General features: G+C 61.8%; 19 protein-coding genes and 1 pseudogene. 11 read left to right on the forward strand and 9 right to left on the reverse strand.

Going from position 1 to position 24,226, the window contains the following annotated elements:
- Positions 1 to 43: 43 nt before the first annotated feature.
- The 3 genes and pseudogenes from U5K31_13265 to U5K31_13275 all read right to left on the reverse strand — a co-directional run bounded on the left by U5K31_13265 (position 44) and on the right by U5K31_13275 (position 4,106).
- Positions 44 to 1,146: pseudogene (locus U5K31_13265) on the reverse strand (SRPBCC family protein).
- Complete coding sequence (locus U5K31_13270; GenBank protein MDZ7773690.1) at positions 1,143 to 2,576, reverse strand: aminotransferase class I/II-fold pyridoxal phosphate-dependent enzyme; 1,434 nt, start codon at positions 2,574 to 2,576, stop codon at positions 1,143 to 1,145. The pseudogene U5K31_13265 and the gene U5K31_13270 overlap by 4 nt, the downstream one beginning before the upstream one ends.
- A 105-nt stretch (positions 2,577 to 2,681) precedes the next feature.
- Positions 2,682 to 4,106 (reverse strand): NAD(P)/FAD-dependent oxidoreductase, encoded by a 1,425-nt coding sequence (locus U5K31_13275; protein ID MDZ7773691.1) that lies wholly within the window; start codon positions 4,104 to 4,106, stop codon positions 2,682 to 2,684.
- 137 nt (positions 4,107 to 4,243) lie between these two features.
- On the opposite strand from U5K31_13275, the gene U5K31_13280 reads away from it, so the two are divergent.
- The 9 genes from U5K31_13280 to U5K31_13320 all read left to right on the forward strand — a co-directional run bounded on the left by U5K31_13280 (position 4,244) and on the right by U5K31_13320 (position 15,074).
- Positions 4,244 to 5,602 carry an acyclic terpene utilization AtuA family protein gene (locus U5K31_13280; protein ID MDZ7773692.1) on the forward strand — a complete coding sequence of 453 codons (1,359 nt, stop codon included), beginning with the start codon at positions 4,244 to 4,246 and terminating at the stop codon, positions 5,600 to 5,602.
- 89 nt (positions 5,603 to 5,691) lie between these two features.
- Entirely contained in the window at positions 5,692 to 6,759 is a 1,068-nt protein-coding gene (locus tag U5K31_13285) for an FAD-dependent oxidoreductase (protein MDZ7773693.1), read from the forward strand.
- A 45-nt stretch (positions 6,760 to 6,804) separates the two neighbouring features.
- Positions 6,805 to 8,604, forward strand: coding sequence for an ABC transporter ATP-binding protein (locus U5K31_13290; protein ID MDZ7773694.1), 1,800 nt, complete (start codon positions 6,805 to 6,807; stop codon positions 8,602 to 8,604).
- A 96-nt stretch (positions 8,605 to 8,700) separates the two neighbouring features.
- Complete coding sequence (gene rnz / locus U5K31_13295) at positions 8,701 to 9,957, forward strand: ribonuclease Z (GenBank protein MDZ7773695.1); 1,257 nt, start codon at positions 8,701 to 8,703, stop codon at positions 9,955 to 9,957.
- 14 nt (positions 9,958 to 9,971) lie between these two features.
- On the forward strand, positions 9,972 to 11,765 hold the full coding sequence (locus U5K31_13300) for an ABC transporter ATP-binding protein (protein MDZ7773696.1): 1,794 nt from the start codon (positions 9,972 to 9,974) through the stop codon (positions 11,763 to 11,765).
- A gap of 92 nt (positions 11,766 to 11,857) precedes the next feature.
- Positions 11,858 to 12,865, forward strand: coding sequence for a biotin synthase BioB (gene bioB / locus U5K31_13305; GenBank protein ID MDZ7773697.1), 1,008 nt, complete (start codon positions 11,858 to 11,860; stop codon positions 12,863 to 12,865).
- Entirely contained in the window at positions 12,865 to 13,584 is a 720-nt protein-coding gene (locus U5K31_13310) for a hypothetical protein (protein ID MDZ7773698.1), read from the forward strand. The genes bioB and U5K31_13310 overlap by 1 nt, the downstream gene beginning before the upstream one ends.
- Before the next feature lie 90 nt (positions 13,585 to 13,674).
- Positions 13,675 to 14,355: a response regulator transcription factor gene (locus U5K31_13315; protein ID MDZ7773699.1), complete on the forward strand. Its 681-nt coding sequence runs from the start codon at positions 13,675 to 13,677 to the stop codon at positions 14,353 to 14,355.
- A 23-nt stretch (positions 14,356 to 14,378) separates the two neighbouring features.
- Entirely contained in the window at positions 14,379 to 15,074 is a 696-nt protein-coding gene (locus tag U5K31_13320; protein ID MDZ7773700.1) for an RNA methyltransferase, read from the forward strand.
- A gap of 13 nt (positions 15,075 to 15,087) precedes the next feature.
- On the opposite strand, the gene U5K31_13325 is transcribed toward U5K31_13320, so the two are convergent.
- The 6 genes from U5K31_13325 to U5K31_13350 all read right to left on the reverse strand — a co-directional run bounded on the left by U5K31_13325 (position 15,088) and on the right by U5K31_13350 (position 21,279).
- Positions 15,088 to 16,479, reverse strand: coding sequence for a M28 family metallopeptidase (locus U5K31_13325; protein MDZ7773701.1), 1,392 nt, complete (start codon positions 16,477 to 16,479; stop codon positions 15,088 to 15,090).
- A 64-nt stretch (positions 16,480 to 16,543) separates the two neighbouring features.
- Positions 16,544 to 17,518, reverse strand: a complete 975-nt coding sequence (locus U5K31_13330) for a M23 family metallopeptidase (GenBank protein ID MDZ7773702.1) — start codon at positions 17,516 to 17,518, stop codon at positions 16,544 to 16,546.
- Between the two features lie 104 nt (positions 17,519 to 17,622).
- Positions 17,623 to 18,651, reverse strand: coding sequence for an HPr(Ser) kinase/phosphatase (gene hprK / locus U5K31_13335; GenBank protein MDZ7773703.1), 1,029 nt, complete (start codon positions 18,649 to 18,651; stop codon positions 17,623 to 17,625).
- Between the two features lie 44 nt (positions 18,652 to 18,695).
- Positions 18,696 to 18,995, reverse strand: a complete 300-nt coding sequence (gene raiA / locus U5K31_13340) for a ribosome-associated translation inhibitor RaiA (GenBank protein MDZ7773704.1) — start codon at positions 18,993 to 18,995, stop codon at positions 18,696 to 18,698.
- 137 nt (positions 18,996 to 19,132) lie between these two features.
- Entirely contained in the window at positions 19,133 to 20,053 is a 921-nt protein-coding gene (locus U5K31_13345; protein MDZ7773705.1) for a tyrosine recombinase XerC, read from the reverse strand.
- A gap of 53 nt (positions 20,054 to 20,106) precedes the next feature.
- A complete protein-coding gene (locus U5K31_13350; protein ID MDZ7773706.1) occupies positions 20,107 to 21,279 on the reverse strand; it encodes a glycosyltransferase in 1,173 nt (390 codons plus the stop codon).
- Between the two features lie 73 nt (positions 21,280 to 21,352).
- Between U5K31_13350 and U5K31_13355 the strand changes: the two genes are divergently transcribed.
- Entirely contained in the window at positions 21,353 to 22,444 is a 1,092-nt protein-coding gene (locus U5K31_13355) for a hypothetical protein (protein MDZ7773707.1), read from the forward strand.
- A gap of 137 nt (positions 22,445 to 22,581) precedes the next feature.
- Positions 22,582 to 24,192 (forward strand): Ig-like domain-containing protein, encoded by a 1,611-nt coding sequence (locus U5K31_13360; GenBank protein ID MDZ7773708.1) that lies wholly within the window; start codon positions 22,582 to 22,584, stop codon positions 24,190 to 24,192.
- The last annotated feature ends 34 nt before the right edge of the window (positions 24,193 to 24,226 follow it).

A 24,226-nucleotide genomic window follows, 5' to 3' on the forward strand; every position in this document is an offset into this window, starting at 1 on the left:
GAGGGAGGGAAATTTCAAAACGGTTACGGCTCCGGCATCCGCTTCAAAGGGAGTTCCCGTACGCTTTCCGGAATCTCTCCTTGATCAGGTTCTGAAAATGGTAGACCCCCTGCTCGCGCTTGACTGAAAAGCGTCCCTTGTGGTAGGCGCGTGAGCCCAGTCCCCGCTGAACCAGCTCGCAGATCTCGATGTCCTCCCGCTGGATCTTGTCGCTGTAGGCAAGGTCTTCGGCAATTATCTCCTTCATATCCGGCGACTCCAGGTCGCTGTAGAAGTAGTGAAAGGCCACTTCGGTCTTCCCGGCCGAGAGGGGACGCACCACGTTGGTCTGCAGCCTGTTGGGCAGGATATTGAGCATGATATTGGAAAAAAAAAGTAGTACCAGGCCTTTCCGTCGGTGCTGCGGTAGAGGTTTTCGCCTTTTTGGAAGGGGCTGTGCTGCAGAGAGTGCCAGCGGGCGTTTTCAGTGACATAATTCCGGTAGTCGAGCAGCCTGGCCAGCTCGGGATGCACGATGGGAATGTGGTAGCCCTCCAGGAAATTGTCCACGTAGACCTTCCAGTTGCAGTCGATTACATAGCGATGCGAGTCGTAGTAGTTATAATCCTCCAAGCTTATGGGGGCTATACGATTTGATACTCCTTCCAACAATTCTTCGAGGCCAGGTTTATCCGGTCCGTCCCCGTTGAGACGTACGAAATGCAGGCCCTGCCAGTCCTGTCGTTCCACGGGCACCAGCCCGAAGTCTTTCTTGTCGAAAAGATCCACCCTGTTGAACTGCGGCACCCCGCGCAGGCTGCAGACGTTGTAGAAAGCGCGCACGACGCCCTCGCCGTCGCGAAGGAGCATGAGAGGATTGCCGGCCGCCTCGAAATGGTGCACGTCTCCGGCCCGCGGAATCTGGCGGTCGTGGGCTGCCAGCTGCCAGAAGTCTGAAAAGAGTATCTTCCGCTCCAGTTGCAGGATCTCCGGTGAGGTGTACCAGGAGGCGGGAATGGTGGAGGCGCGTTCGATGGGCTGCTGGCTCAGCTCCTCTTCGTCAAAATGGGGCAGGGAGGCAAGGTCGGGCAGGCGCTCGGATCGGCTGGTTCCGTCCAGGGGTTGGCAGGAAAGTTCGCCGGGATGTTCGGGGTGGGGGTCGTTCATGGTGTGTTACCTCCGATCTGCGACTGTGCAGTCTGGCGGAGTACCCGCCAGGCTATCTCCACATGTCTCTGCTCCAGGCGGGTGTTCCCGCAGACGACACGCAGGGCGAGGCGGTTGTCCAGCGTGGTATGGGTGATAAAGAGCTCGCCGCTTCTCTGTACGGCCTCCAGAAGATTCCGGTTGAGTTCGTCCAGTTTCTCCTCGTCGTCGATATGCGGGGGATGGAAGCGCAGGCAGAGGGCGTTGAGAGGCACCGGGGCGAGCATCTCGAAGTCTTCAGACGCCTGTACCTGTTTCTCCAGCCAGCCGGCCATGCGCAGGTGGCCGCGCAGGATGTCACGCAGGCCCTCCGCCCCGAAGGAGCGGATGACGAACCATAACTTGAGGGCGCGGAAACGCCGGCCGAGCTGAATGCCCCAGTCGCGGTAGTTGGTTACACGGTCACCCTCCGACGATTTCAGGTATTCGGGAAGGATTTCGAACGTGCGTACCAGCAACTCCTCGTCGCGCACGTAGAAGGCTGAGCAGTCGAAGTTGGTGAACATCCACTTGTGAGGGTTGAAGACATAGGCGTCGGCCCGCTCCATGCCCTCCGCCATGGCGCGTTTTTCGGGAAGCAGGAGGGCGGTGCCGGCGTAGGCGGCGTCAACGTGAAGAAAAATATCGTAGCGGCTGCAGATGTCGGCTATGGCCCCCAGGGGATCGATGGCCGTGGAACCGGTGGTGCCGAGGGTGGCCACCACGCAGGCGGGTTTATAGCCGGCCTCCAGATCGCTGCGGATCGCCTTTTCCAGGGCCTGCGGGTCCATAGCCCAGGTTTCGTCCACCGGCACCTTGCGCAGGTTGCTGCGCCCGTAACCGGCGATTTTCACCCCCTTTTCGATAGAGGAGTGGGTCTCCGACGAACCGTAGACCGTCAGCGGCGGAAATGCCTCCGGGCCGTCCTCGTTCACCCCGAAGCCGGTAGCCTGCTCGCGGGCCATCAGCAGGGCGCAAAGGGTGGCCGTGGAGGCGGTGTCCTGGATCACCCCGGTAAAGGAAGGCGGCAGTCCGCAGAGTTCGCGCAGCCACTCCATCATACGTTCCTCGAGTTCGGTGGCGGCGGGGGAGGTGACCCAGCTCATGCACTGGGCCCCCAGTGTTGCAGTGAGCATTTCGGCCAGCACCGAAGGGTAGCTCTTGTTGGCCGGGAAGTAGCCCATGAACATCGGACTCTCCCAGTGTGTCATGCCGGGCATAACGATCTTGCGGAAATCGCTGAAGATGGCATCGTAGTTCTCACTCTCTTCGGGGGGTGAGGCGGGGAGCTGCTTCAGGATGTCGCCCGGCTTCACCGTAGGCTTGACGGGAAGCTCTTCCGCCTGCTCGAAGTAGTCGGCCATCCAGTCGACCATGCGGTGGGCCTGCTCTCGAAATTCCTTGGCGTCCATGTGCGGCGATGGGTAATGGGTGCGGTTGCATAAACGATCCGGTTCCGGACAGTATAGTGAATCGCAGGCAGAGTGTGAACTTGGGAACGAGGCGCGCTGACGACTTCAGACACCCAGGTAGCGAAGGGCGGAGCCTGCGGCGTGGAAGCCGCACATGCCGTGCACGCCCCCGCCGGGCGGGGTGGAGGAGGAGCAGAAGAAGAGAGGCCCGCCCGGTATGCGGTAGGGATCCATGAACCGGGCCGGGCGCCGGAAGAGCTGTCCCAGCTCGGCGCTTCCCCCATTGATATCGCCGCCGATGTAGTTGCGGTTGTAGGCCTGCATGTCCATGGCGTTCATGGCGTGGGTGCCTATGACCAGATCGCGGAAGCCGGGGGCGAAGCGCTCGATCTGCTTGAGAATGGCCTCGGACATGTCCACCGTCGAACCGTTCGGGGTGTGGCAGTAGGCCCAGCAGGTGTGTTTGCCCTCCGGGGCGCGGGTCTCGTCGAAGAGACTCTGCTGGGCCAGGAGCACATAGGGCCGGTCGGGGTGCCCCCCGTCGGCCGTCTCGCGCTCGGCGGCGGCCATCTCCTGCAGCTCACCGCCCAGGTGCACCGTTCCCGCCCGCCGGCAGCGCTCGTCGCGCCAGGGAATGGGTCCGTCCAGGGCCAGGTCCAGCTTGAACACGCCCGCCCCGTAGCGGAAAGCCTTCAGCTTCTCGCGATAGGCGGAGGGAATGGCGTCCCCCGCGATGTCCAGTACCTGCCGGGGTGTCAGGTCGAAGAGGGTGACCCGTCCGCCGGGCAGCTCCTCCAGGCGCTCCACGGGCCATCCGGTTCGGATCTCTCCTCCCAGGCTTTTCAGATAGGAGGCCATCGCGCGGGTAATGGTATGGGAGCCGCCGCGGGGCAGGGGCCAGCCGGTCACGTGGGCCGCGGCCCCCAGCACCAGTCCTATGGCCGAGGTGGCCAGCCGGTCGAAGGGCAGCAGCCCGTGTGCGGCGAGTCCCCCGAACAATGCTTTTCCCTGAACGGTCTGCAGCTGGCTGAGCGCAAGGCTTTCAGCCGGCCGTAAGGCCTTCAGGCCGAAGGCGGCCATGCGAAGAGGATGGGCCGGCAGCAGGGAGAGGGGGGCCATCAGGTCGGGGGCCATGGACTCCCAGTGGTCGGCCAGGGGACCCACCAGTTTGCGCCATGCGGGGCCGTCGGCTTCCAGTTCGTCCGCGGTCCGGTCCAGCGAACGGTAGAGGCAGGCGGCGGGGCGTTCGTCCAGCGGGTGGGCCAGCTGCACCGGCGGGGTGATCCACTCCAGGCCGTGACGGTCCAGCGGCAGGCTGCTGAGGAAGGGGGAGGCTGCTGCCATGGGGTGAATGGCGGAGCAGACGTCGTGGCGGAAGCCGGGTTGGGTGAGTTCGGCGGTGCGTGTGCCCCCGCCGACGGAGTCCTCGGCCTCGATAACCAGGGTGGAGAGGCCGCGGTTCGCCAGCCGTATGGCGGCCGCCAGCCCGTTGGGCCCTCCGCCCACAATGACGGCGTCGTATGGCTTCATGTTTGCATGTTTGCTGTTGGCTCCGGTGCCGCGGAAGTATACCGAAAATGCAGGAGGATTGCTCCCCTACACGCGTTTCAATAGTGGGATTATCCTTGTATCTTGTCGCCTTTCCAAACCGCAAATCCACTCCGACCGTGAAAGACGTCATCCGCATCGCTTCCGGCCAGGGCTTCTGGGGCGACCTGCCCGAAGCGCCCCTGCGCCAGGTCCGCCAGGGACCCGTCGACTACCTGGTCATGGACTACCTCGCCGAGGTAACCATGTCCATCATGCAGAAACAGAAAATGCGCAATGAAGCTTGGGGCTATGCGCGGGATTTCGTAGAGGTGGTGGAGTCTGTGCTGCCGCAGATCGCGGGGGAAGGCGTGAAGGTAATCTCCAATGCGGGCGGCGTGAACCCCGAGGCCTGCAAGGACGCCCTGCTGGAGGTTATCCGCGGGGCGGGTTACGATGACATCACCGTGGCGGTGGTGGACGGCGACGACATCCTGGACCGTATCGGCCAGCTGACCGAGGCCGGTCATGAGCTGGCCAACATGGAGACCGGCGAACCCATTTCCACCGTGCGCGATCGCCTGCTGAGCGCCAACGTCTATTTCGGCTGCCAGCCGGTGGTGGAGGCGCTGGGCGAGGGAGCCGACATCGTGGTGACCGGCAGGGTCACCGATACCGGACTCACCCTGGCGCCCATGGTGCATGAGTTCGGCTGGGACTTCGGCGACTACGATAAAATGGCGGCCGGCACCATCGCCGGCCACATCATCGAGTGTGGCGCGCAGGTCTCAGGCGGTAATTTTACCGACTGGGAGCAGGTGGAGGATTTCGTGAACATCGGCTTTCCCATCATCGAGGCACATCCCGACGGACATTTTTATGTGACCAAGCACGAGGGCACCGGGGGCATGGTGAGCGAGCGCACCGTCAAGGAGCAGCTGCTCTACGAAATCGGCAATCCGGCCGAATACATTACTCCCGACGTGATCGCCGACTTCACCTCGGTGCGGCTGGAGCAGGAGGGACCCGACCGCGTAAAGGTACAGGGCATCACCGGGCGTCCGGAAACCGACACCTACAAGATTTCGGTCTCCTACCGCGACGGCTACAAGCTGGCCTCCACACTGGTCTACGCCTGGCCGCAGGCCTTGCGCAAAGCGGTCAAGGCCGGCGAGATCCTGAAGGGCAGGGCGGACGAGCTGGGACTGGACTACGACGCCTTCCGCGTGGAATATATCGGGGCCAACGCCTGCAGCGAGGAGCCCCTCGATTTGCAGGCCGAAGAAGAGCATGAGGAGATTCAGCTGCGGGTGGCCCTTTCGGGCCGCTCCAAAGAGGACCTCGACCGCTTCGGCAAGGAGGTGGCCCCGCTGATCCTTACAGGACCCAGCGGCGTGACCGGCTTTGCCGGGGGACGCCCCAAAGCCAGCGGCGTCGTGGCCTTCTGGCCTGCGCTGCTCGACAAGGGGGCGGTGCAGCCGCGCGTTCGACTCTATTAAGCGATAGAAATTTGGACAGTTATTTCGGATTTTAGCGACCGCGAATTTCCAAGCATCCTAAATAAATTGCAACGAGCAGGACCCCATTCATGAAAATTGGTATTGTCGGAGCAGGTCTGTCGGGGCTGGTGGCGGGTCGAAAGCTGGCCCTGGCCGGTCACGATGTCACCGTAATTGAGAAGAATCGTGAGCTGGGCGGCAAACTTGCCACCACCGAGCTTGGCGGCATGACCGCCGACTACGGCTACAGCCATTTCGAGGTGAGCAGGTCCTCCTTTGCGCGATTTGTGGACGAGCTTCGCGAGGAGGGACTGGCCCGCACCTGGGCGCAGGACTTTGCCCTTCACGACGGCACGCAGTACCACGGGGTAAATCCCAACGTGCACGCCTCCAACTGGTTTGCCGCTCCCCGCGGCATGAATGCCATCGCGCGATACCTCGCCCGATGGGTGGACGTCAAGTCGGCCGAGAAGGTGGGTGGCATGACCTTTATCGGCTCCCACCGCAGTCGCAAGCGCGCCTGGATGCTCAACCTCACCGATATCAGCGTCTTTGAATGCGACGCGGTGATCCTGGCCGCCCCCGCTCCCGAAGCCTACGGCGTGCTGCAAACGGCGCAGGACGAGACCCCGGCGCGTCGCATCATCCGGCATATCGACGATATCCGCTACAAGCCTGCCTACGCCCTCCTGGTGCACGCCGAGGCGCCGCCGCCCACGTGGCGCGGCATTACCTGCGACGGGGAGATGCTGCGCTGGATAGGCAACGAGGGCTCCAAGCGTACGTCCGCCGAAGATGGGGAATCCAACGCCGGAGCGCTGCTCATGTTGCACTCCTCGGCCCGCTTTGCGCGCACCCACGTCCATGCCGACCCGGAGGAGGTCACCCGCCGCATGCTGGACCGCGCCTCCGAAATTACCGGCCTCTCCCTGCACGAGCCCCGTGAGACCCGCCTGCATTTCTGGAAATACTTCCAGCCCCTGAATCCCCTTAAGGAATATTTCATGGAACTGGAAATGGAAGAGGCTCCGCTTGCGTTAGTTGGAGACTACTTCATGGGATCGTCTCTCGAAGACGCCTTCCTCTCCGGCGAAAAACTAGCCGAGTACTGGATTTCCCGATACAGCGAACACAAACAGGCGGCGCCGTTATCCTGAACCGAATCGGCACACCGCCAGGCCCGGAACACCCTAACGATCACGATGGGTTCCTTTAAACAGCTCAACACCTATTTCGCCAGGTACAAGTGGACCATTGTGCTGGGAACCCTTTTTCTGACGGCTTCCAACTTCTTCCTGGTCTGGATCCCCGTCTTCATCCGCCGCACCATGGACGAGGTGGGCCGCCTTGGAGAGGACGCTCCCCGTGCCTACGCCGACATGACGGAGGTGCTGTTCAGCAGCGAGGCGGGGTGGATTCTGGCTGAGAACTCCCTCTACCTGATTGGGACGGTGCTGCTTTACGGGCTGCTCCTTTTTGCCACCCGCCAGACCCTCATCGTGGCTTCCCGCCGCATCGAATTCGACCTGCGCAACGATGTCTTCGGCAAGCTGTTGCAGCTTCCCATCCGCTTCTACAGCCGCTTCAAGCCCGGGGAGGTCTATGTGCGCGCCACCGAGGACGTCTCCAAGGTGCGCGAGTATTTTGGGCCGGCCTATATGTACACGGTGAATACCGTCAGCCGCATGGCCTTCATCATCACCATCATGTTCATCGTGAGTCCTGAGCTGACTCTCTGGGCCCTGCTGCCCCTCCCGCTGCTCTCGGCCTTCGCCTACTGGGTGAGCGGCTACATCAATGATTACTCGCGCATCATTCAGGAGCAGTACTCGGCCATCGCGGGACGCGCCAACGAATCCTTTTCCAGCATCCGGCTGATCAAAGCCTATACCCGCGAGGAGTACGAGAAGCAGCGTTTCGAGGACGAAAGCGAGTCGTACCGACGCAAGAAGCTGCGGCTGGACCTGGTGGAGTCGCTCTTCCATCCCACGCTGAACCTGCTCATCGGACTTTCGGTGGTGATCGTCGTCTGGAAGGCGGGCTCCATGGTTATGGAAGGTATTCTGACGGTAGGCAATATCGCTGAATTTGTCATCTACGTGGCCTATCTCACATGGCCGGTGGCCTCACTGGGCTACACTGTGAACCGCTTCCAGCAGTCTATGGCATCCTGGAAGCGTATCCGCGACATCCTGAACGCCGATGTGGAGATCGCCGACCGCACCGCCACCGATCATTCGGTGGAGAGCCTGGAAGGCGCGATCGCCTTTGAAGGCGTCAGCTTCAAGTACCCCGGGGCGGAGGAATGGGCCCTTCGGGACATCTCCATTGAGATAGGGGCGGGTCAGAACGCGGCCATCGTGGGACGCACCGGCAGCGGCAAGACCACCCTCATCCAGCTCCTGCCCCGTCTCTACGAGGCCACCAGGGGCACCATCAGGGTGGACGGCAGGGATATTCAGGAGATTCCTCTCCGCGTTCTGCGCGCCCACATCGGATACGTGCCGCAGGATACCTTCCTCTTTTCGGAGACCATCGGCGAGAATATTGCCTTCGGCACCGGCGAGGCGACGCAGCAGGAGGTGGAGCGGGCGGCCGCGAAAGCGCAGGTGCGCGAGAATATTTTGGATTTTGAGAAAAAATTTGAGACCATACTGGGTGAACGTGGGATTACGCTTTCGGGCGGCCAAAAACAACGAACGGCCATCGCCCGCGCACTTATCAGGGATCCCAAGATTATTATCCTGGACGACTCCCTGAGCGCCGTAGACACCAAGACCGAGGAAGCTATTCTGCAACACCTGCGCCGTGAACTGGAAGGCAGGACCACCTTGATGGTCAGTCACCGGATCTCGACGATCAAGGATGCTGACATTATCTATTTTATGGAAGAAGGACAGATCGTGGAAAAAGGAACCCACGAGTATTTACTGGGAAAGAACGGCCGTTATTCAGCCATGTACAACAAACAGTTAATTGAGGAAGAGTTGGCTGAGATATAACCTGGATAATAAACTGGAACACCTATCGAAACGACTTGGGGGACGATTGTCTGAACGCACGTCTCCCCGGTTTTCAAAACATAAGAGGAGCACGAAATGATTATTGTACCACTCGGAGTAGCATCCGCCACACCAACCGCCACCCGCCATCTTTCGTCCGTTGCACTCTGGAGAGAAGGAAGCGTTTTCCTCTTCGACTGCGGCGAGAACACCCAGATGCGTATGCTGCAGGGCGGGCTAAAGCGCTCTAAAATCGACTGCATCTTCATCTCCCACTTCGATACCGACCACTTTTCCGGCCTCATAGGCCTGCTCTCCACGCTGCAACTGCAGCGCAGGGACCGCAAGATTACCCTGGTGGGTCCCAAAGGCATGCAGGAGTTTGTGGAATGGAATTTTGAGTTCGCCAATCTCACTCTGAACTATCCCATAGAGTACGTGGAGCTGGAAGAGGGCTTCGAGCACGAGAGGGTGGTCGATGAGGACGAATACTACGTGGAGGCGCGTCCCCTGAACCACTCCAAATTCTGCATAGGCTACCGTTTTCAAGAAAAAGACCGTCCCGGCAAAGTAGACGCCGAAAAGGCGGAGGAGCAGGGCATCAGTGAAGACTGGCAGTACAAGGAGCTGAAGGCCGGTAACGATGTGGAGCTGGACGACGGCACCGTGGTCAAGTCCGACGACATCGTCGGACACCCGCGGCCCGGCGACTCCTTCGCCTACATCACCGACACGAAATACTGTCCCAATTCGGTCAAGCTGGGCATGAACACCAACGTGCTCATGCACGAGGCCACCTTCAGCGAGAGCCTCTCCGACAAGGCGGAGGAGACCGGCCATTCCACGGCCAAGGACGCCGCGCGGGTCGCAAACGAGGCCAAGACCAAGCTGCTGGTCATCACGCACTTCTCGGCGCGATACACCAACCAGTACGTGCTGCTTCGCGAGGCCCGCGACGAGTTCTTCCCCGCATGGGTGGCCACCGAACTGCGTCCCATCTTCACCGACCCGGCCCACGAGAAGGGCATCATCCAGCCAAAAGTCTACCTGAAGGAAATCAACAGGAACAAGGGGGGAGGAGATGACGACAGCAAGGACAAACGCAAAAGGCGTCCCAGCGGAAATAACAACAACAAGAGGAAACGATTCCGCAAGCGAAAGAGTAATTCAGGCGGCAAGTCCCGCCGGAACTACGACAAGAGCAGCCGCGAAAGCGACGATTCCTCCGACAGCCGCAGCTACAAGAAGAGCCGCAATGACTACAACAGCGATTCCGGCTCGTCGGGCGGCAGCCAGAAAAAACCCAAACCGATCACGCCGAGGACACCCTTCGACGACTTCAATCGGTTCTAGATAATTGACTCTTAGTGCCTGACTCCCAAAAGGATAAAGCCGTCGATTCAGACCTTCTTCGGCGGCTTTACTTTTTTCTGAAACCCTACCGGTGGTACGTAGTCCTGGGCATCGCCCTCACTCTCGGGGCGGCCTACCTGGGGGCCGTGCGTCCCTGGCTGGTAAAGGTGGCGGTGGACGACTACATTGCCTCCAACGACCTGGACGGGCTGATGCATATCGTCCTTCTGCTGGTCGCGGCCCTGGTGGGTGAGTTCGTGCTGCTGGTCTTCAATACCTATCTCACGCGCTGGTTCGGGCAGGGTACGCTCTTCAGCATGCGCAACGCGGTCTTCGAGAAGATTCAGTCGCTTCACGTGCAGTTCTTCGACCGCAATCCCATCGGCAAACTGATCACGCGCACCACCAGCGACATCGAGGCGCTGAGCGACCTGCTCAGCGACGGGGTGGTAAACATCATCGGCGACCTCTTCCGGCTTTTCTTTATTCTCTACTTCATGCTCAGCATGAGCTGGGAACTCACCCTGGTGGCCGTCTCCGTGCTGCCCATCCTTTTTTACGCTACCTTCCTTTTCAAATCGAAGGTGCGGGTCTCTTTCCTGAAGGTGCGCGACCAGATCGCCCGGCTGAACTCTTTCGTGCAGGAGCATATCAATGGCATGGCCATTGTGCAGCTTTTCAACCGCGAGGAGCGCGAAAAGGATAAGTTCAAGGAGATCAACGCCGGGCACCGCGAGGCCTATATCGAAACCATCTTCTACTTTGCCCTCTTCTGGCCGGCCGTGGAAGTCATTGCCAGCCTGGCCATGGCCCTGGTGCTCTGGTATGGGGGCGGAAGGGCGCTTATGTCGCCGGAACAGGGGGCTATTACCTTCGGCATTCTCATCTCATTTCTGCAGTACGTGCGGCAGTTTTTCCGTCCCATCCAGGGACTCTCGGAAAAATTCAACACCCTGCAGTCGGCCCTGGCCTCCTCCGAGCGTATTTTCAACGTGCTTGACACGCCCAACGAGATCGAGGACCCCGAGGAGCCGGCAGAGGTGGGACGCCCCCGCGGCGAAATTGAATTCAAGAATGTCTGGTTCGGCTACAACGAGGAGGAGACCGTACTGCGCGATGTCAGCTTTCACGCCGATCCCGGGCAGACGGTGGCCATCGTAGGAGCCACCGGGGCGGGGAAGTCCACCATCATCAACCTTCTGATGCGATTCTACGACATCGACCAGGGTTCTATCCTCCTGGACGGGGTGGACATACGCGACTTGAGGCTGAAAGACCTGCGCGCCCACTTCGCTCTCGTGCTTCAGGACAACGCCCTATTCTCCGGCAGCATCCTCGAGAACATCACCCTGGGACACCCCGAAATCTCCGAAAAACGCGTAAAGGAGGTGGCTGCCGAGATCGGTGCCGACCAATTCATAGACAGGCTTCCCGGCGGCTACCGCTACGAACTGAGCGAGCGGGGCGGGTCCATCTCCATGGGACAGCGTCAGTTGATCTGCTTTGTCCGGGCCATGGTCTTCGACCCTGCCATTCTGGTGCTCGACGAAGCCACCTCCAGCGTGGACTCCGAAACGGAGGAGGTGGTCAACCGGGCCTGCGACCGGCTTATGGAGGGGCGCACCTCCATCGTCATCGCCCACCGGCTCTCCACCATACATGAGGCGGACACCATCCTGGTGATGCACAGGGGCGAGATCCGCGAGCGGGGCACCCACAGCGAACTACTGGATCGCCCCGGGGGCATCTACCGCAAGCTCTACGAGCTGCAGTACAAGGACCAGGCGCTGGCCGACGCGACGGACTGACCTCCAATTTGCATTGGTTTTTGCGCCCGATGGCTGTTACTTTTCACGGCAGAACGCCACGCACCCCGAACCATCACACCACGCATTTCCCTATGGCTGTAGTACGCAACGACTGGACCAGGCAGGAGATCTCCGAAATTTTTAACACTCCGCTCATGGAGCTCATCTACCGGGCGGCGACGGTCCACCGCGAACACCACGAAACGGGGGAGGTGCAGGTCTGTACGCTTCTCTCCATTAAGACGGGGGGATGCCCGGAAGACTGTGCCTACTGTCCCCAGTCGGCCCACCACGATACCGATGTGGAGGCCGGCAAGATGCTTGACCGCGGGGAGATTCTCTCGGCGGCCCGTAAAGCCAAAGAAGCCGGGAGCACTCGCTTCTGCATGGGCGCGGCCTGGCGATGCGGCCGCGAAAACAGGGACTTCGACAGGGTGCTTGACATGGTGGGCGAAATCACCGATATGGGCATGGAGGTCTGCTGCACCCTGGGCATGCTCACCGACGAGCAGGCGCGCAAGCTGAAGGAGGCGGGCCTCTACGCCTACAACCACAACCTGGACAGCAGCGAGGATTTCTACAACCGCATCATCTCCACCCGCAAGTACCAGGACCGCCTCGATACCATCGACCGGGTGCGTGATAACAACATCTCGGTCTGCTGTGGCGGTATCATCGGCATGGGGGAGACCGACGAAGACCGCATCGAACTCATCCACAACCTGAGCACCATGCCGGAGCATCCTGAATCGGTGCCCGTCAATGCACTGATTGCCGTGGAGGGCACCCCGATGGAAGACCGCCCGCCGGTGCCGTGGAATGAAATGGCGCGCATGATCGCCACCGCGCGCATCACCATGCCTGACGCCATGGTGCGTCTCTCGGCCGGCCGTGTCAATATGAACATGGAGGAGCAGGCTCTCTGCTTCATGGCAGGCGCCAACTCCATCTTCACCGGCGAAAAGCTGCTGACTACGCCCAACAATGAGCTGGGCGAGGACCGGCGCATGTTTGAGATCCTGGGACTGCAGCCGCGGGAGGCCTTTAAGGATGCCCGGCCCGAGCACATGCCTCAGGCTGTAAACGCCGGGGGAAGCTGATGGGTGGCCGGGATGTTCTTGTTTCGGGAAAGACCCCTTTCCGCATCGAGGTGCCCTATACGCTCATAGAGTCGGGCCAAAAGGGAGAGAAGCCGATGATCGTCTATCTGCACGGCTTCGGACAGAACGTCAGGATTTTTCGGCGAAAGGTGGACGCCCTGCTCAACCTGAGAGCCTATCATCTGTTTATACAGGGACCCTACCCTATCTACGACGAGTCGCGCAAGCGCAAGGTAAGAGACTGGGGCCGCTCATGGTACCTCTACGACGGGGAGCAGCAGCAGTTTGTGCGCTCCCTGGAACTCACCTCCGAGTTTATCCAGGAAGTGATCGACAAGCTGATCAGGCTGGTCGACGTGAATCGACTGGCGCTGGTGGGCTACTCCATGGGAGGTTACCAGGCAGGCTATTTCGCACTTTCCCGCTGGAAACATGTGAACGACCTGGCGGTAGTCGGGGGACGCATCAAGACCGAGGTGTTCCGCGAGCGGTCCGGCAGCTACGGCCATCTCAACGTGCTTGCACTGCACGGAAGCGCAGACGTAAGCGTCGAGGCGGGGCCCCAGCGCGAGTCGGCCGCCGAACTGGAGGAGTGGGGGGCCAAGGTAGATTTTCGGGAACTCGACAGGGGACACGAGCTGGATGACGCCTACGTGGAGGAGCTGAGAGGCTGGCTTCGCGACTCCGGCTACGTGGATGAGGGGTACGTGGAGGATTAAAATTTACATTTGGCATATTAAAGCCTATATATTTATCATTTACCTTCTTTTGGAAATGGCAGTGAAACGAACCGCGAAGGAATCCCCATAATGAACGTATTAGTTGTCGAAGACGACCCGTCCGTCGGTACCTTGCTCAAAGCGGCGCTGAAGAAAAACGATCACGAAGCGGCGCTGGCCAAGAATGCGACGGAAGGCGAAGAGCTGGCATTTAACAACAAATATGACATCATCATCCTGGATCTCGGGCTGCCGGACGGCGACGGCTTCGACATCTGCAAGGAGATCCGCGACCGCGAGATCACCACGCCGGTGCTCATTCTGTCGGCCGAGCAGGAGCTGGATGTCAAGATCAAGTGCCTGAAGGTGGGCGCCGACGACTACCTCACCAAGCCTTTCGACACCGAGGAGCTGATCGCGCGCATCGAGGCCATCACCCGGCGAAGCGGCGATGGACCCGAACGTACGCTGGAATGCGGAGAGCTGGAGGTCAAGCAGCTCGAGCGAAATTTTACCGTCAACGGCGACAGTGTGGACCTGACCAACAACGAGTTCAATCTCCTGGTCTACCTGATGAAGAACAAAAACCGCATCATCACCCAGGAAGAGATCGCCGAGAACGTCTGGGACATTCACTTCGACACCCAGACCAACTACATCAACGTCTACATCAGCTACCTTCGCAAGAAGATACGTGACAAGGCCGATCGCGACTACATAGAGACGGTGCGGAAAAAAGGCTTCATCCTGCGCTGCGACGAGGAGGAGTAACCCGGCCGGAACTGCCTCCCTCCATGTCATCCACCGATGAGCTCATCGCCCACCTGCGCACCTTCGTGACCGACGAGCGGTGGGAGCGCCTTAACGAGGTACTATCGCAACGTACCAGGCGCCTCACCGTGGTCCTGGAGGACATCTACCAGCCGCATAACGCCAGTGCCGTACTGCGGAGCTGCGACTGTTTCGGCATACAGGATGTGCACATCATCGAAAACGAGAATCGCTTCACCCTCTCCAGCGAAGTGACGGTGGGTTCCGACCAGTGGCTTACCCTGGAGCGCTATCGCGGGGAGGAAGACAACACCCGGCGCTGCCTCCGGCACCTCAGGGAGGGGGGCTACCGCCTGGTGGCCACCACGCCCCACGAGGAAGGGGAGAAGGAGACCGTAGACATCGACCGGCTGCCGCTGGACCGTCCCATAGCCCTGCTCTTCGGTTCGGAGCTGCCTGGACTGACCGGCCGGGCCCTGGAAGAGGCCGACCTCTGCACGCGTATTCCCATGCTGGGATTCAGCGAGAGCTACAACATCTCCGTGAGCGCCGCCCTCAGCCTCTACGAACTCTCCCTGCGCATGCGACGTACGCTGCCGAGGGACAAGTGGGAGCTGCCGGAGCAGGACCGGCGCGGATTGCTGCTTCGCTGGCTCAAGACCTCCCTGCGGGCCGGTGAGGAACTGGCCGAAAAATTTCTGCGCGAGCGCGAGGAGTAGCGGCCCCGGCTGATTATTCGCGGGGGAGGGTGCGGGGCATGTCGGCCACCACGTAGGCCATGACCGCCATGGTGGCGATGCATTTCTTGTAGTCCTCCGCGTTGAGCTTGTCGATGGTGTCAGCCGCGGAGTGGTGGTACCAGAAGTAGCGGCTGCCGTCCACCGACAGTCCCATGCCCGGCACCCCCTCCTGCATGATCGGGCCTATGTCGGCCCCGCCGCCCCCGCGCGTGACCGCATCGGAGCCGATGGGGGCCAGCAGGGAACCCACGGCCGCCACCATCTCCCAGGCGGCGTCCGACCCGCTGAAACCGAAGCCGCGCGGCTCGAAGACCCCGCTGTCGGATTCCATGGCCAGCACGTGGTCGTCCACCGTGCCGTCCTCCACCACCATGTCACGGTAGGCGTTGGCGCCTCGCAGCCCGTTTTCCTCGTTGGTCCACAACACCACCCGCACGGTGCGGCGAGGCTGCAGGCCCAGCTCTTTCATGATTTTCAGTGCCTCCCAGGCGGCCAGGCAGCCGCCGGCGTCGTCCATGACGCCCTGACCGACGTCCCAGGAGTCGATGTGTCCCCCGAGCACCACGATCTCCTCGGGACGTTCCGAGCCCCGTATTTCGGCGATAACATTGCGCGAGGGCACGTCAGGAAGGGTCTCGGCGTCCATTTCAAGGCGTATTTCGATCCGCTCCCCGCGCTCCTGCATGCGGTGCAGCATGGCGGCGTCCTCGAGGGTGATGGCGGCGTGGGGAATCCTGGGCACCCCTTCTTCGTAGCTGGAGTTGCCCGTGTGCGGGGTCTGCATGGAATAGGGACCCACGCTGCGTACCAGACTGGCCACCGCGCCTGCGCGTGCCGCCTCGATGGCGCCCTGGGTACGGTAGCGCACGGTCTGCCCGTAGGAGGTGAAGGGCACGTCATAAAGCACAATTTTGCCCCCGGCCTCATCGCTCCTGGCCTTCAGGTCTTCGAAGCTCTCCACCACCAGCACCTCTGCGCGGATGCCCCCTTCGGGCGTGCCCACACTTCCTCCCAGTCCCAGCATGGGGAGGTCCTTTTCGCGCGGGGCGAGCAGGGCGGCCGACTCCTCGCCGCGCACCCAGTGCGGCACCATGACCTCCTGGGTCCAAACGCGGTCGAAGCCGTCCGCCCGCATCTCTTCCACGATCCAGTCGATAGAGCGCTCCAGACTCTCCGAGCCGCTGAAACGGGGCCCGAAATGGTCGCCGAACCAGGTGAGCTCCTCAAAGGACTCCTCGTCCGACATGGCGGCGTCGATGATGCGCTGAGCCTCCCCGGAGTAGGCGGCGATGTCGGGATGGTCGGACAGCTCCTGGGCGTGCAGGGCGCCCGAAAAAAGGAGTAACAGGGTGAGTACAGGAAGGGTGCGGAAGGAGGGATGCATGGGCGGATCCTTTAGGTTGGAATTACGCCCCGAATATAACGCTTCGCGGGCAGGATCGCACCGGCTAGTCCATCGACTCCTGGTTGCTGGCGGAAATATCGCGGTACATGGCGTACTCCTCGGGTGTGATGTTGCCGAAGAGGTACTGCAGGGGATCCACCGGACGGCCTTCGCGCAGGATTTCGTAGTGCAGGTGGGGGCCCTCGACCTGTCCGGTTTGCCCGGAAAAACCGATGAGCTGCCCGCGTTCCACGCGAGTGCCGGGACGGATGCCGCTGGCGAAGGAGGAGAGGTGGGCGTAGCGTGTTTCAAAACCGTAGCCGTGGTCCAGCTTCAGCAGGCGCCCGTAGGTGCCTTCGGTTCCGGCAAAGCTGACGGTTCCTTCGCCCGTGGCGTAGACCTCGTCGCCCACGTTGGCGCGCAGGTCGATGCCCTCATGCATGCGGCGGTAGTTCAGCACCGGGTGCATACGCATGCCAAAGCCACTGATGAGCACACCCTCTACGGGTTTAATGGCCGGCAGGTGCTGCATCTTCTCCCGGTTTTCGTTGTAGTATTTCTTGATCTGGGAGAAACTTGACTTCTGGATGCTGACCGAGCGCTCCAGGCTTTCCAGATTCTGGGCAGTCCACTTGAGAATTTCGGAGGTTTCCTGGCTGTAGACGTCGAACTCGGAGTAGATGTCGGCGCCGCCCGTACCCGCCTCGCGCTCGTCGTAGGGGATGGGTTCCATGCCGAGGACGGAACGGTACATCTCGTTGTCCATCTGGGCGAGCTGGTCCACTTCGCCGTCCAGCTCCTCAATAGTACTGCGGGTCTGCTTGAGCTGGTTGATCAGCTCCCGGTTCTCGGCCTTCAGGGCGATTTCGGCGGGGGTGCCCACCGTGCGGGAAAGGAGGGAGACGGCAAGCCCGGAGATGATGACGCCGCAGAGGATCCAGACGCAGGCGTTGTAGACAATTCGCTCGAGGGCGTTGTATTCGAGGGGGACGAACTCACAGTTCTGTTCGTCGTAGAAAAAATAATTCTGCAGTGACATGAATCCCTGTTTAGCTCAGATGAGGTAGTACCTCAGAAGATCTCCGCGTCCTTCAACGCGCCAAGTTACGGAAAGTTGGCAATAGTTAAAAGAAGGGCACTTTTCTACTCCACATCGCCCTCAAAGTACTCGATGGCCCTTTTGGGGATGTCAGCTTCCTCTTTTTTGCGTGCGATCTGCGCGCGCACCTTCTCCTGGAAGGCCTCGGCGGCGTCGTAGCCGTAATGACGCAGCAGGTAATTCATGGCGATCACCTCGGCGATAACGGTAATGTTCTTACCCGGTGTGATGGGGAGGTTAATGAGGGGGATATCCACCCCCAGGATGGAGGTCAGGTCGCGATTCAGTCCCGTACGCTCGATGTCCTGCGACTCGTCCCATAGCGTCAGCTCCAGCACCACCTCCAGGCGTTTCTGGTAGCGGATGGCGCGGATGCCGAACATGGAGAGGATGTCGATGATACCCAGTCCCCGTATCTCCATGAAGTGCTTGTTGATCTCGGTGGCCGAGGCCATCAGGATGTTGCTCTTCTTGGTGAGAATCACCACGTCGTCGGCCACCAGGCGGTGGCCCCGTTCGACCAGGTCGAGGGCCACCTCGCTTTTGCCGATGCCCGATTTGCCGGCCACCAGGATGCCGATGCCGTAAACATCGACCATGGAGCCGTGCACCACGGTTTGCAGGGCGAACTGATCTTCCAGGAAGTCGCGCACCAGCTGCATGAAGCGCGTGGTCTCCACCCCGGTTCGGAAGAGGGGAATGCCGGCCCCGGCGATCTCTTCCCGCAGGTGTTCGGGCAACTCGTTGCCGTCGGTAAGAAAGATCACCGGGATGTCGAAGTTCAGCAGCTGGGTGATGGCTTCCTTCTGCTTCTCGCGGGAGAGGTGTTCCAGGTACTGCGATTCGGTATTGCCTACCACCTGTATGCGCTGGTGGGTAAAAAGCTCCGTATAGCCCGCCAGGGCCAGGCCGGGACGGTGGAGGTCGGCCTCGGTGACGAAACGCTGTCCGCACTGCTCCTCGCCGCTGACTGGCAGGACCTCCATCTGGACGCGCTCCCTGAGTTTCTCCACAAGGTAGGCTACAGTGATTTTCTCCTTGCGGGGAATGGGTTCAATATTGCCGAGGGGCATGGGGATCTTGCTGCTTGGGCCGGGCACAGGCCCGGGCGGGGTGATCAGTGGTTGTTGAAGTGCTTATCCTTGTACTTTTTGAGCTGGCGCGCGGCGTTGTCCACCACCTGGTTTATGGCCTGCTCGTAGGAGGAAGCCCGCTCCCGGGCGTTGATGAGGGTCTGGGGAATTTTCACATTCAACTCGGCCTGATGCGGGTTTTCGTCGTCCGGCGTGGGCTGAAGTACAATGTCGCAGGTAATGATGCGGTCGTAGAACTGGTCCAGTTTCTGCACGGCGTCTTCTGCGTAGAGGTGCAGGTCGCTGCTGGCATCAAAGTGTCGGGCGGTAAATGTTGTTTTCATAACACTTATTAAGTCTTAGAGTCTGTTAAAGTCTGATAAGTCTTAAAGTCTGTTAAGTCGGAAAGTCGGGAAGTCTTAAAGTCGGTGGTTGTCATATTAACAGGTTTAGGGGCGCCGGCGTTTTGAGCGGCCCGGGATCAGGGATTTTTGGCCCGCGGGTGGGCTCCTTCGTAGACCTTTTTCAGCCTCTCCACGCTGGTGTGGGTGTAGACCTGGGTGGCCGCCAGGCTGGCGTGTCCCAGCAGCTCCTTGATTACGCGGATGTCGGCACCGCGGTCCAGCAGGTGCGTGGCAAAGCTGTGGCGCAGCACATGCGGACTCTTCTGGGTTACCTCGCTGGTACGCTGCAGGAAGTCGCGCACCATGCGCTGCACCGCCCGCGCATAGATGCGCTGGCCGTGGGCGGCCAGAAAAAGGGCCCTGCGGGCATCGGCGTCCGTGCGCTCCCCGAACAGCTCCTCCCGGGTCTGCAGGTGGCGCCGAAGCGCTTCCTCGGCGCGACCTCCCAGGGGCACGATGCGCTGGCGGGAGCCCTTGCCGAGCACCTTGGCCTGGCTGAGCTCCAGGTTGAGATCGCCGGTGTCCAGCTGCGTGAGCTCGGAAAGACGCATGCCGGTGCCATAGAAAAGCTCCAGGATGGCGCGGTCCTGCCAATCGGCCGGTGCATCGCCCCCCGCCAGATCCATCATGCGATCCAGGTCTTCCACGGTGGCGGTCTTGGGCAGGGGTTTTTCCTTGCGGGGTACGATCAGCAGGTGGGCGGGATTTTTCTGCACTATTCCCCTTTTGAAGCAGTATTTGAAAAAGGAGCGTATAGCGGCCACCTTCCGGGCGATACTGCTCTTGGTGAGCCGCTCCCCGGAAAGTTCGCCCAGCCAGAGTCGGATGGTGAGCCGGTCGATGCGGTCCAGCGGCACCTGTTTCTCCTCGCATGCAAAGTTGTGGGCGCAGAAATGCAGGAACTGGCGCAGGTCCGTCCCGTAGGCGTCGATGGTGTGGGGAGAGGCATTCCGCTCCACCTTCAGATAGCGCAGGTATTTGTCGACCGCCTTCTTCATCGTTGGCAATATGGACACTTTACCGCTAAAAATAAACTGCAACCTGTCCCGCATCAGTCCAGGTCGCGACCCTTCCAGCGGGGCGGGCGTCCCGTGAGCCGGTCGGCCAGCACCCTGGCGGCGAGGGCCTCAAACCAGAGCACGCCCAGGGCGTGGGTGGCCGCGCCCGCCCGCCCCCAGCCGTAGAGGCGCGCGACGGCCAGCCGCTGCAGCATAGCCAGGGTGAGGGCCGCAGCGGAAGCCAGGGCCAGGGCGGGTTCACCGCCCATGAGTCCCCACGCCAGTCCCCCCCACGGCAGCACCCAGGCGGCGGCGTTCCAGAGGGCGGCGACGGCGAATAGAATGGAGCTGCCGCCGAAACCCGCCAGAAAGTTCTTGCGGAAGCCCTCCCACATTTGCCGGTGGCCGGCGTACATGCGGCAGGCTACGACATCGGACCCGTTGAACATCTCCAGCGTGTAATTCTCCCGCTTGATGCGACGGGCCAGGGCCAGGTCTTCCACGATCTCGCCTCGCACCGAGGCGTGTCCCCCCACCGCCTCGTAGGCCTCCCTTTGGAAGGCCAGGAACTGTCCGCAGGCGGCGGCGAAAAAGGAGCGGAAGAAGGGGCGAAGGAACCGGGGCAGCCACCGCGGGTCTCGGCGCACGTAGCGAACGGGCAGGTGGGCCAGCAGGGCGTGGTAGATGACGGGGATGACTCGGCGCGCCCAGAAGTGGTCCATGACCTGCTGCGGCCAGAGGGTGATCATGTCCAGCGTCCTGCGCGCCATGGTTCGCACGGTGCGCGCAACGGTATCCTTGGACAGGTGCGTATCGGCGTCGATAAAAAGAAGAATGTCTCCGGAGGCGGCGTCTGCGAGCTGGGCGCAGGCCCAGTTTTTGCCGTGCCAGCCCCTCGGCAGGGCCCGGCCGTCCAGGAGGGAGAGCCGGTCGGGGTGCCCGCGGCGAAGCTCCTCCAGGAGGGCAGGGGTGTGGTCTTCGGAATGGTCGTCGAGTACAAGGACCTCCAGTCGGGGATAATCCTGGCCGAGGGCCGAACGCACGCAGCGCTCGATGGTGTCGGCCTCGTTACGGGCAGGGATGCAAATGCTGACCAGGGGAGGGGCTTTATCCGGGAAACGCTCCCAAGGTGGCAGCAGGACACGGAAGTCGCGGCTGTTGCGGAGCACCAGGGCGGTGGTCATCAGCAGGTAGGCGAGTACGGCGAGGGTGAGATAGAAGATCATGGCTTCTTAAGGAACAGCATCGGAAGCTAAATCATTTGAAGATAAACAATGCAATGGCGTACTTGGCGATGGCATGAAATTACAGTCGGACATAACGAAGAACGGGCGCGGGTCGGGGAAGTCCCCGGGCGCCTACGAATGGTGGTATTTCGATGCGGTGGACCCCGAGAGGGAGCTGCGCGTGGTGGCCATTTTCTATGAAGGCAATCCCTTCTCGCGCCGCTACATCGAGGCGCAGCGCTCCGGCGCGGCCAGATCGGAGCAATTTCCCGCGGTGAGCATCTCGGTCTACGGCGGGGGACGAACCCTCTACTGCAGCTTTACCGAGTACGGTCCGGGAGAGGCCCGCTTCGGGCAGGAGGGGGCCGTGCTGCAGGTGGGGAGACACCGGGTGGAGACTGTCATGGAGGAGGGCGGGGTCCGCTGCCGCCTGCACCTGTGCGAGGAGCTGCCCTCCGGCGACGCCCTGGAAGGGGAGCTGGAGTACCGTGGACCCGCCCCGGACCCGGGACTGTTTGCGGAGGCGGCCGGCGAGGCGGAACACACCTGGAATCTGGCCCTGCCGCGGGCCGGTGTGCGAGGGGAACTGCGCCTGCGCACGCCCCTGCATGAGGAGCGGAGGCTCGCCTTCGAGGGCCGCGGCTACCACGATCACAACACGGGCGCCGAGCCCATGAAGGAGGCCTTCCGCAACTGGTACTGGGGACGCGTGCATTTCGAGGCGGGCACGCTGGTATACTACGTCATGGACGACCGCGACGCAGGCGGAGGACGGTCGCGCGAGCAGGCCTGGCTCATTGCCTCGGACGGCGGAAGCATTTCCGAGCGCTTCGTCCGCGTGGAAGCGGAAGACCGTCAGCGCACCCTCTTCGGGCTGCACACGGCCAGACGCATGGTGATTGCAGGCGAGGGCGCGCAGGTCACCGTGCAGCACGAGCAGGTACTGGACTCCGGCCCCTTCTACCAGCGCTTTGCCAGCCGCGCCTTTCTCCGCCTGCCGGGTGAATCCGCCGTGCAGGCCCAGCCCGGCATCGCCGAATACCTCCGCCCGGAACGCATCCACCAACGCCTTTTCTGGCCCCTGGTCAACATGCGCATATATTACCGGGCGGAAGGTCCGCACTGGGTGCAGCGCTCGCCGCGACTCTACCGGTGGACCTGGTAGCGGGGCTTCTGTTTTTCGGTCACAATGGCCTATATTTGACCGTTCGCAATCCCCAACCCCAAATGGGTCCAACTGACATGCCTCCAACCAGGGCGCCACATGCAAGAGGGTCTGCGCACAGGGACTCACCGCGTGCGGTGCGCCACCTGGCGCTCCTGCTGCTGGTCCTCCTGCTGGCTTCCTGCGCCACCCCCACCGCGCCTACCGGAGGCGAGCGCGACCAGGAGGGACCCCGCGTGGTGGCCACGGAGCCGGAGACGGGCACCACCGGTTTTGAGGGACGCTCCATCACCTTCCGCTTTTCCGAATTCGTAAACCGCGGTTCCCTGGAGGGCGCCCTCACCCTGGAACCGGAGCTGGGCATGGCGCACAGCCTGGACTGGGGACGAAAGTCGGTGACTGTGGAGCTGGAGCACGACCTGCCCGACTCCACCACCCTTATTGTGAGCATCGGCACCGGACTGGCCGACATGAACGGAAACAGCATGGCCCAGCCGGTAAAAGTGGCCGTCTCTTCGGGAGCGCAGATCGACGAGGGCACCCTCACCGGGATCATCCGTGACGCCCGGACGGGAGCGAGGGACGCTGGTTTTCGCGTGCTGCTCTACCGCGAGCCGGTGGATTTCAGCGAGCCGGCAGTCTATTCGTCCGAGACCGACACCAGCGGGCGTTTCAGCTTCGCCTACCTTGGAACCGACAGCTACGTGCCGGTTTGGGTGGACGACCGTAACCGCAACAAAACCTGGGACCGCGGCACCGAGCGCGCGCAGCCCTTTTCCTCACCGTCGCTTCAGCTGGCGCGCGGCGCCTCCGATACCCTGGCCACCCTGTATGTCGCGGGGGCCGACACCTCGGCGCCGATCCTGCGTGGGGTGGGACTCTTCAGCCGGCAGCGGCTGCGGCTCCGCTTCAGCGAAAACGTGGCCCTGCGCGAACAAACTCGGATCACGGTGACTGATTCGACGGGGGCCGCCCTTGACGAGGGCTATGCCCTCTACGTCTCCTCGACCGATCCCTACGTGCTCTTTGCCCACAGCGTCCGTCCCCTGCACCCCGACTCATCCTACGGTATCCGCGTGCGCGGCATCTCCGACGAGGCCGGCAACGTGCGCGACAGCACTTTCATTCGCACCGGCGGCTCGGCGCAGGCCGACACCACCCGCCAGCGCGTGGTGGGCGCGCTGAACCTCGGCGGACTCTACCCGGACGAGCCGCTGACGGTGGTCTACGCGGCCCCCATTTCGGGCGCGGCCGTAGTCGATTCGGTAAAGATCGTCCGCGGCACGGAGATGGTTCCCGGGCAGCCGCGCAGCAGCGCCGAACGCAACCGCCTGACCGTGCGTCCCGACGGCAGCTGGCAGGGAGGCGTGGACTACGAATTCCGGGTATGGGATCCCGCTTCAGACTCTTATCGGCGCTACAGTCCCGAGATCTGGCAGCCGCGCGACATGGGCGGGCTCTACGTTGAGACGGCCGACACCTCCCTCGCGCGGCGGCACCGGCTGCGCCTATACAGCCCGGAGCGGGGCGTGGTGGCCGATACCACCTTCGGGCAAAGCATCGAACTGGAAGACCTGCCGCCCCTGGAGTACCGAGTGGTGGTCTACCACGACCGCAACGGGGACGGGGAATGGGATCCGGGCACCGTGGAGCCCTACGCCGCGCCCGAACCCTATTTTATTCAGCAGGGGGTGCCCCTGCGCAGCGGTTTCGTCGGGGAGGTGACGGTGTCGTTCGGTCTGCGCTGAGTGTCCGCGTCCCCGCCGGCTCCAAAATGTGCCG

The organism is Balneolaceae bacterium (assembly GCA_034521445.1).
Lineage (GTDB): Bacteria > Bacteroidota > Rhodothermia > Balneolales > Balneolaceae > JAXHMM01.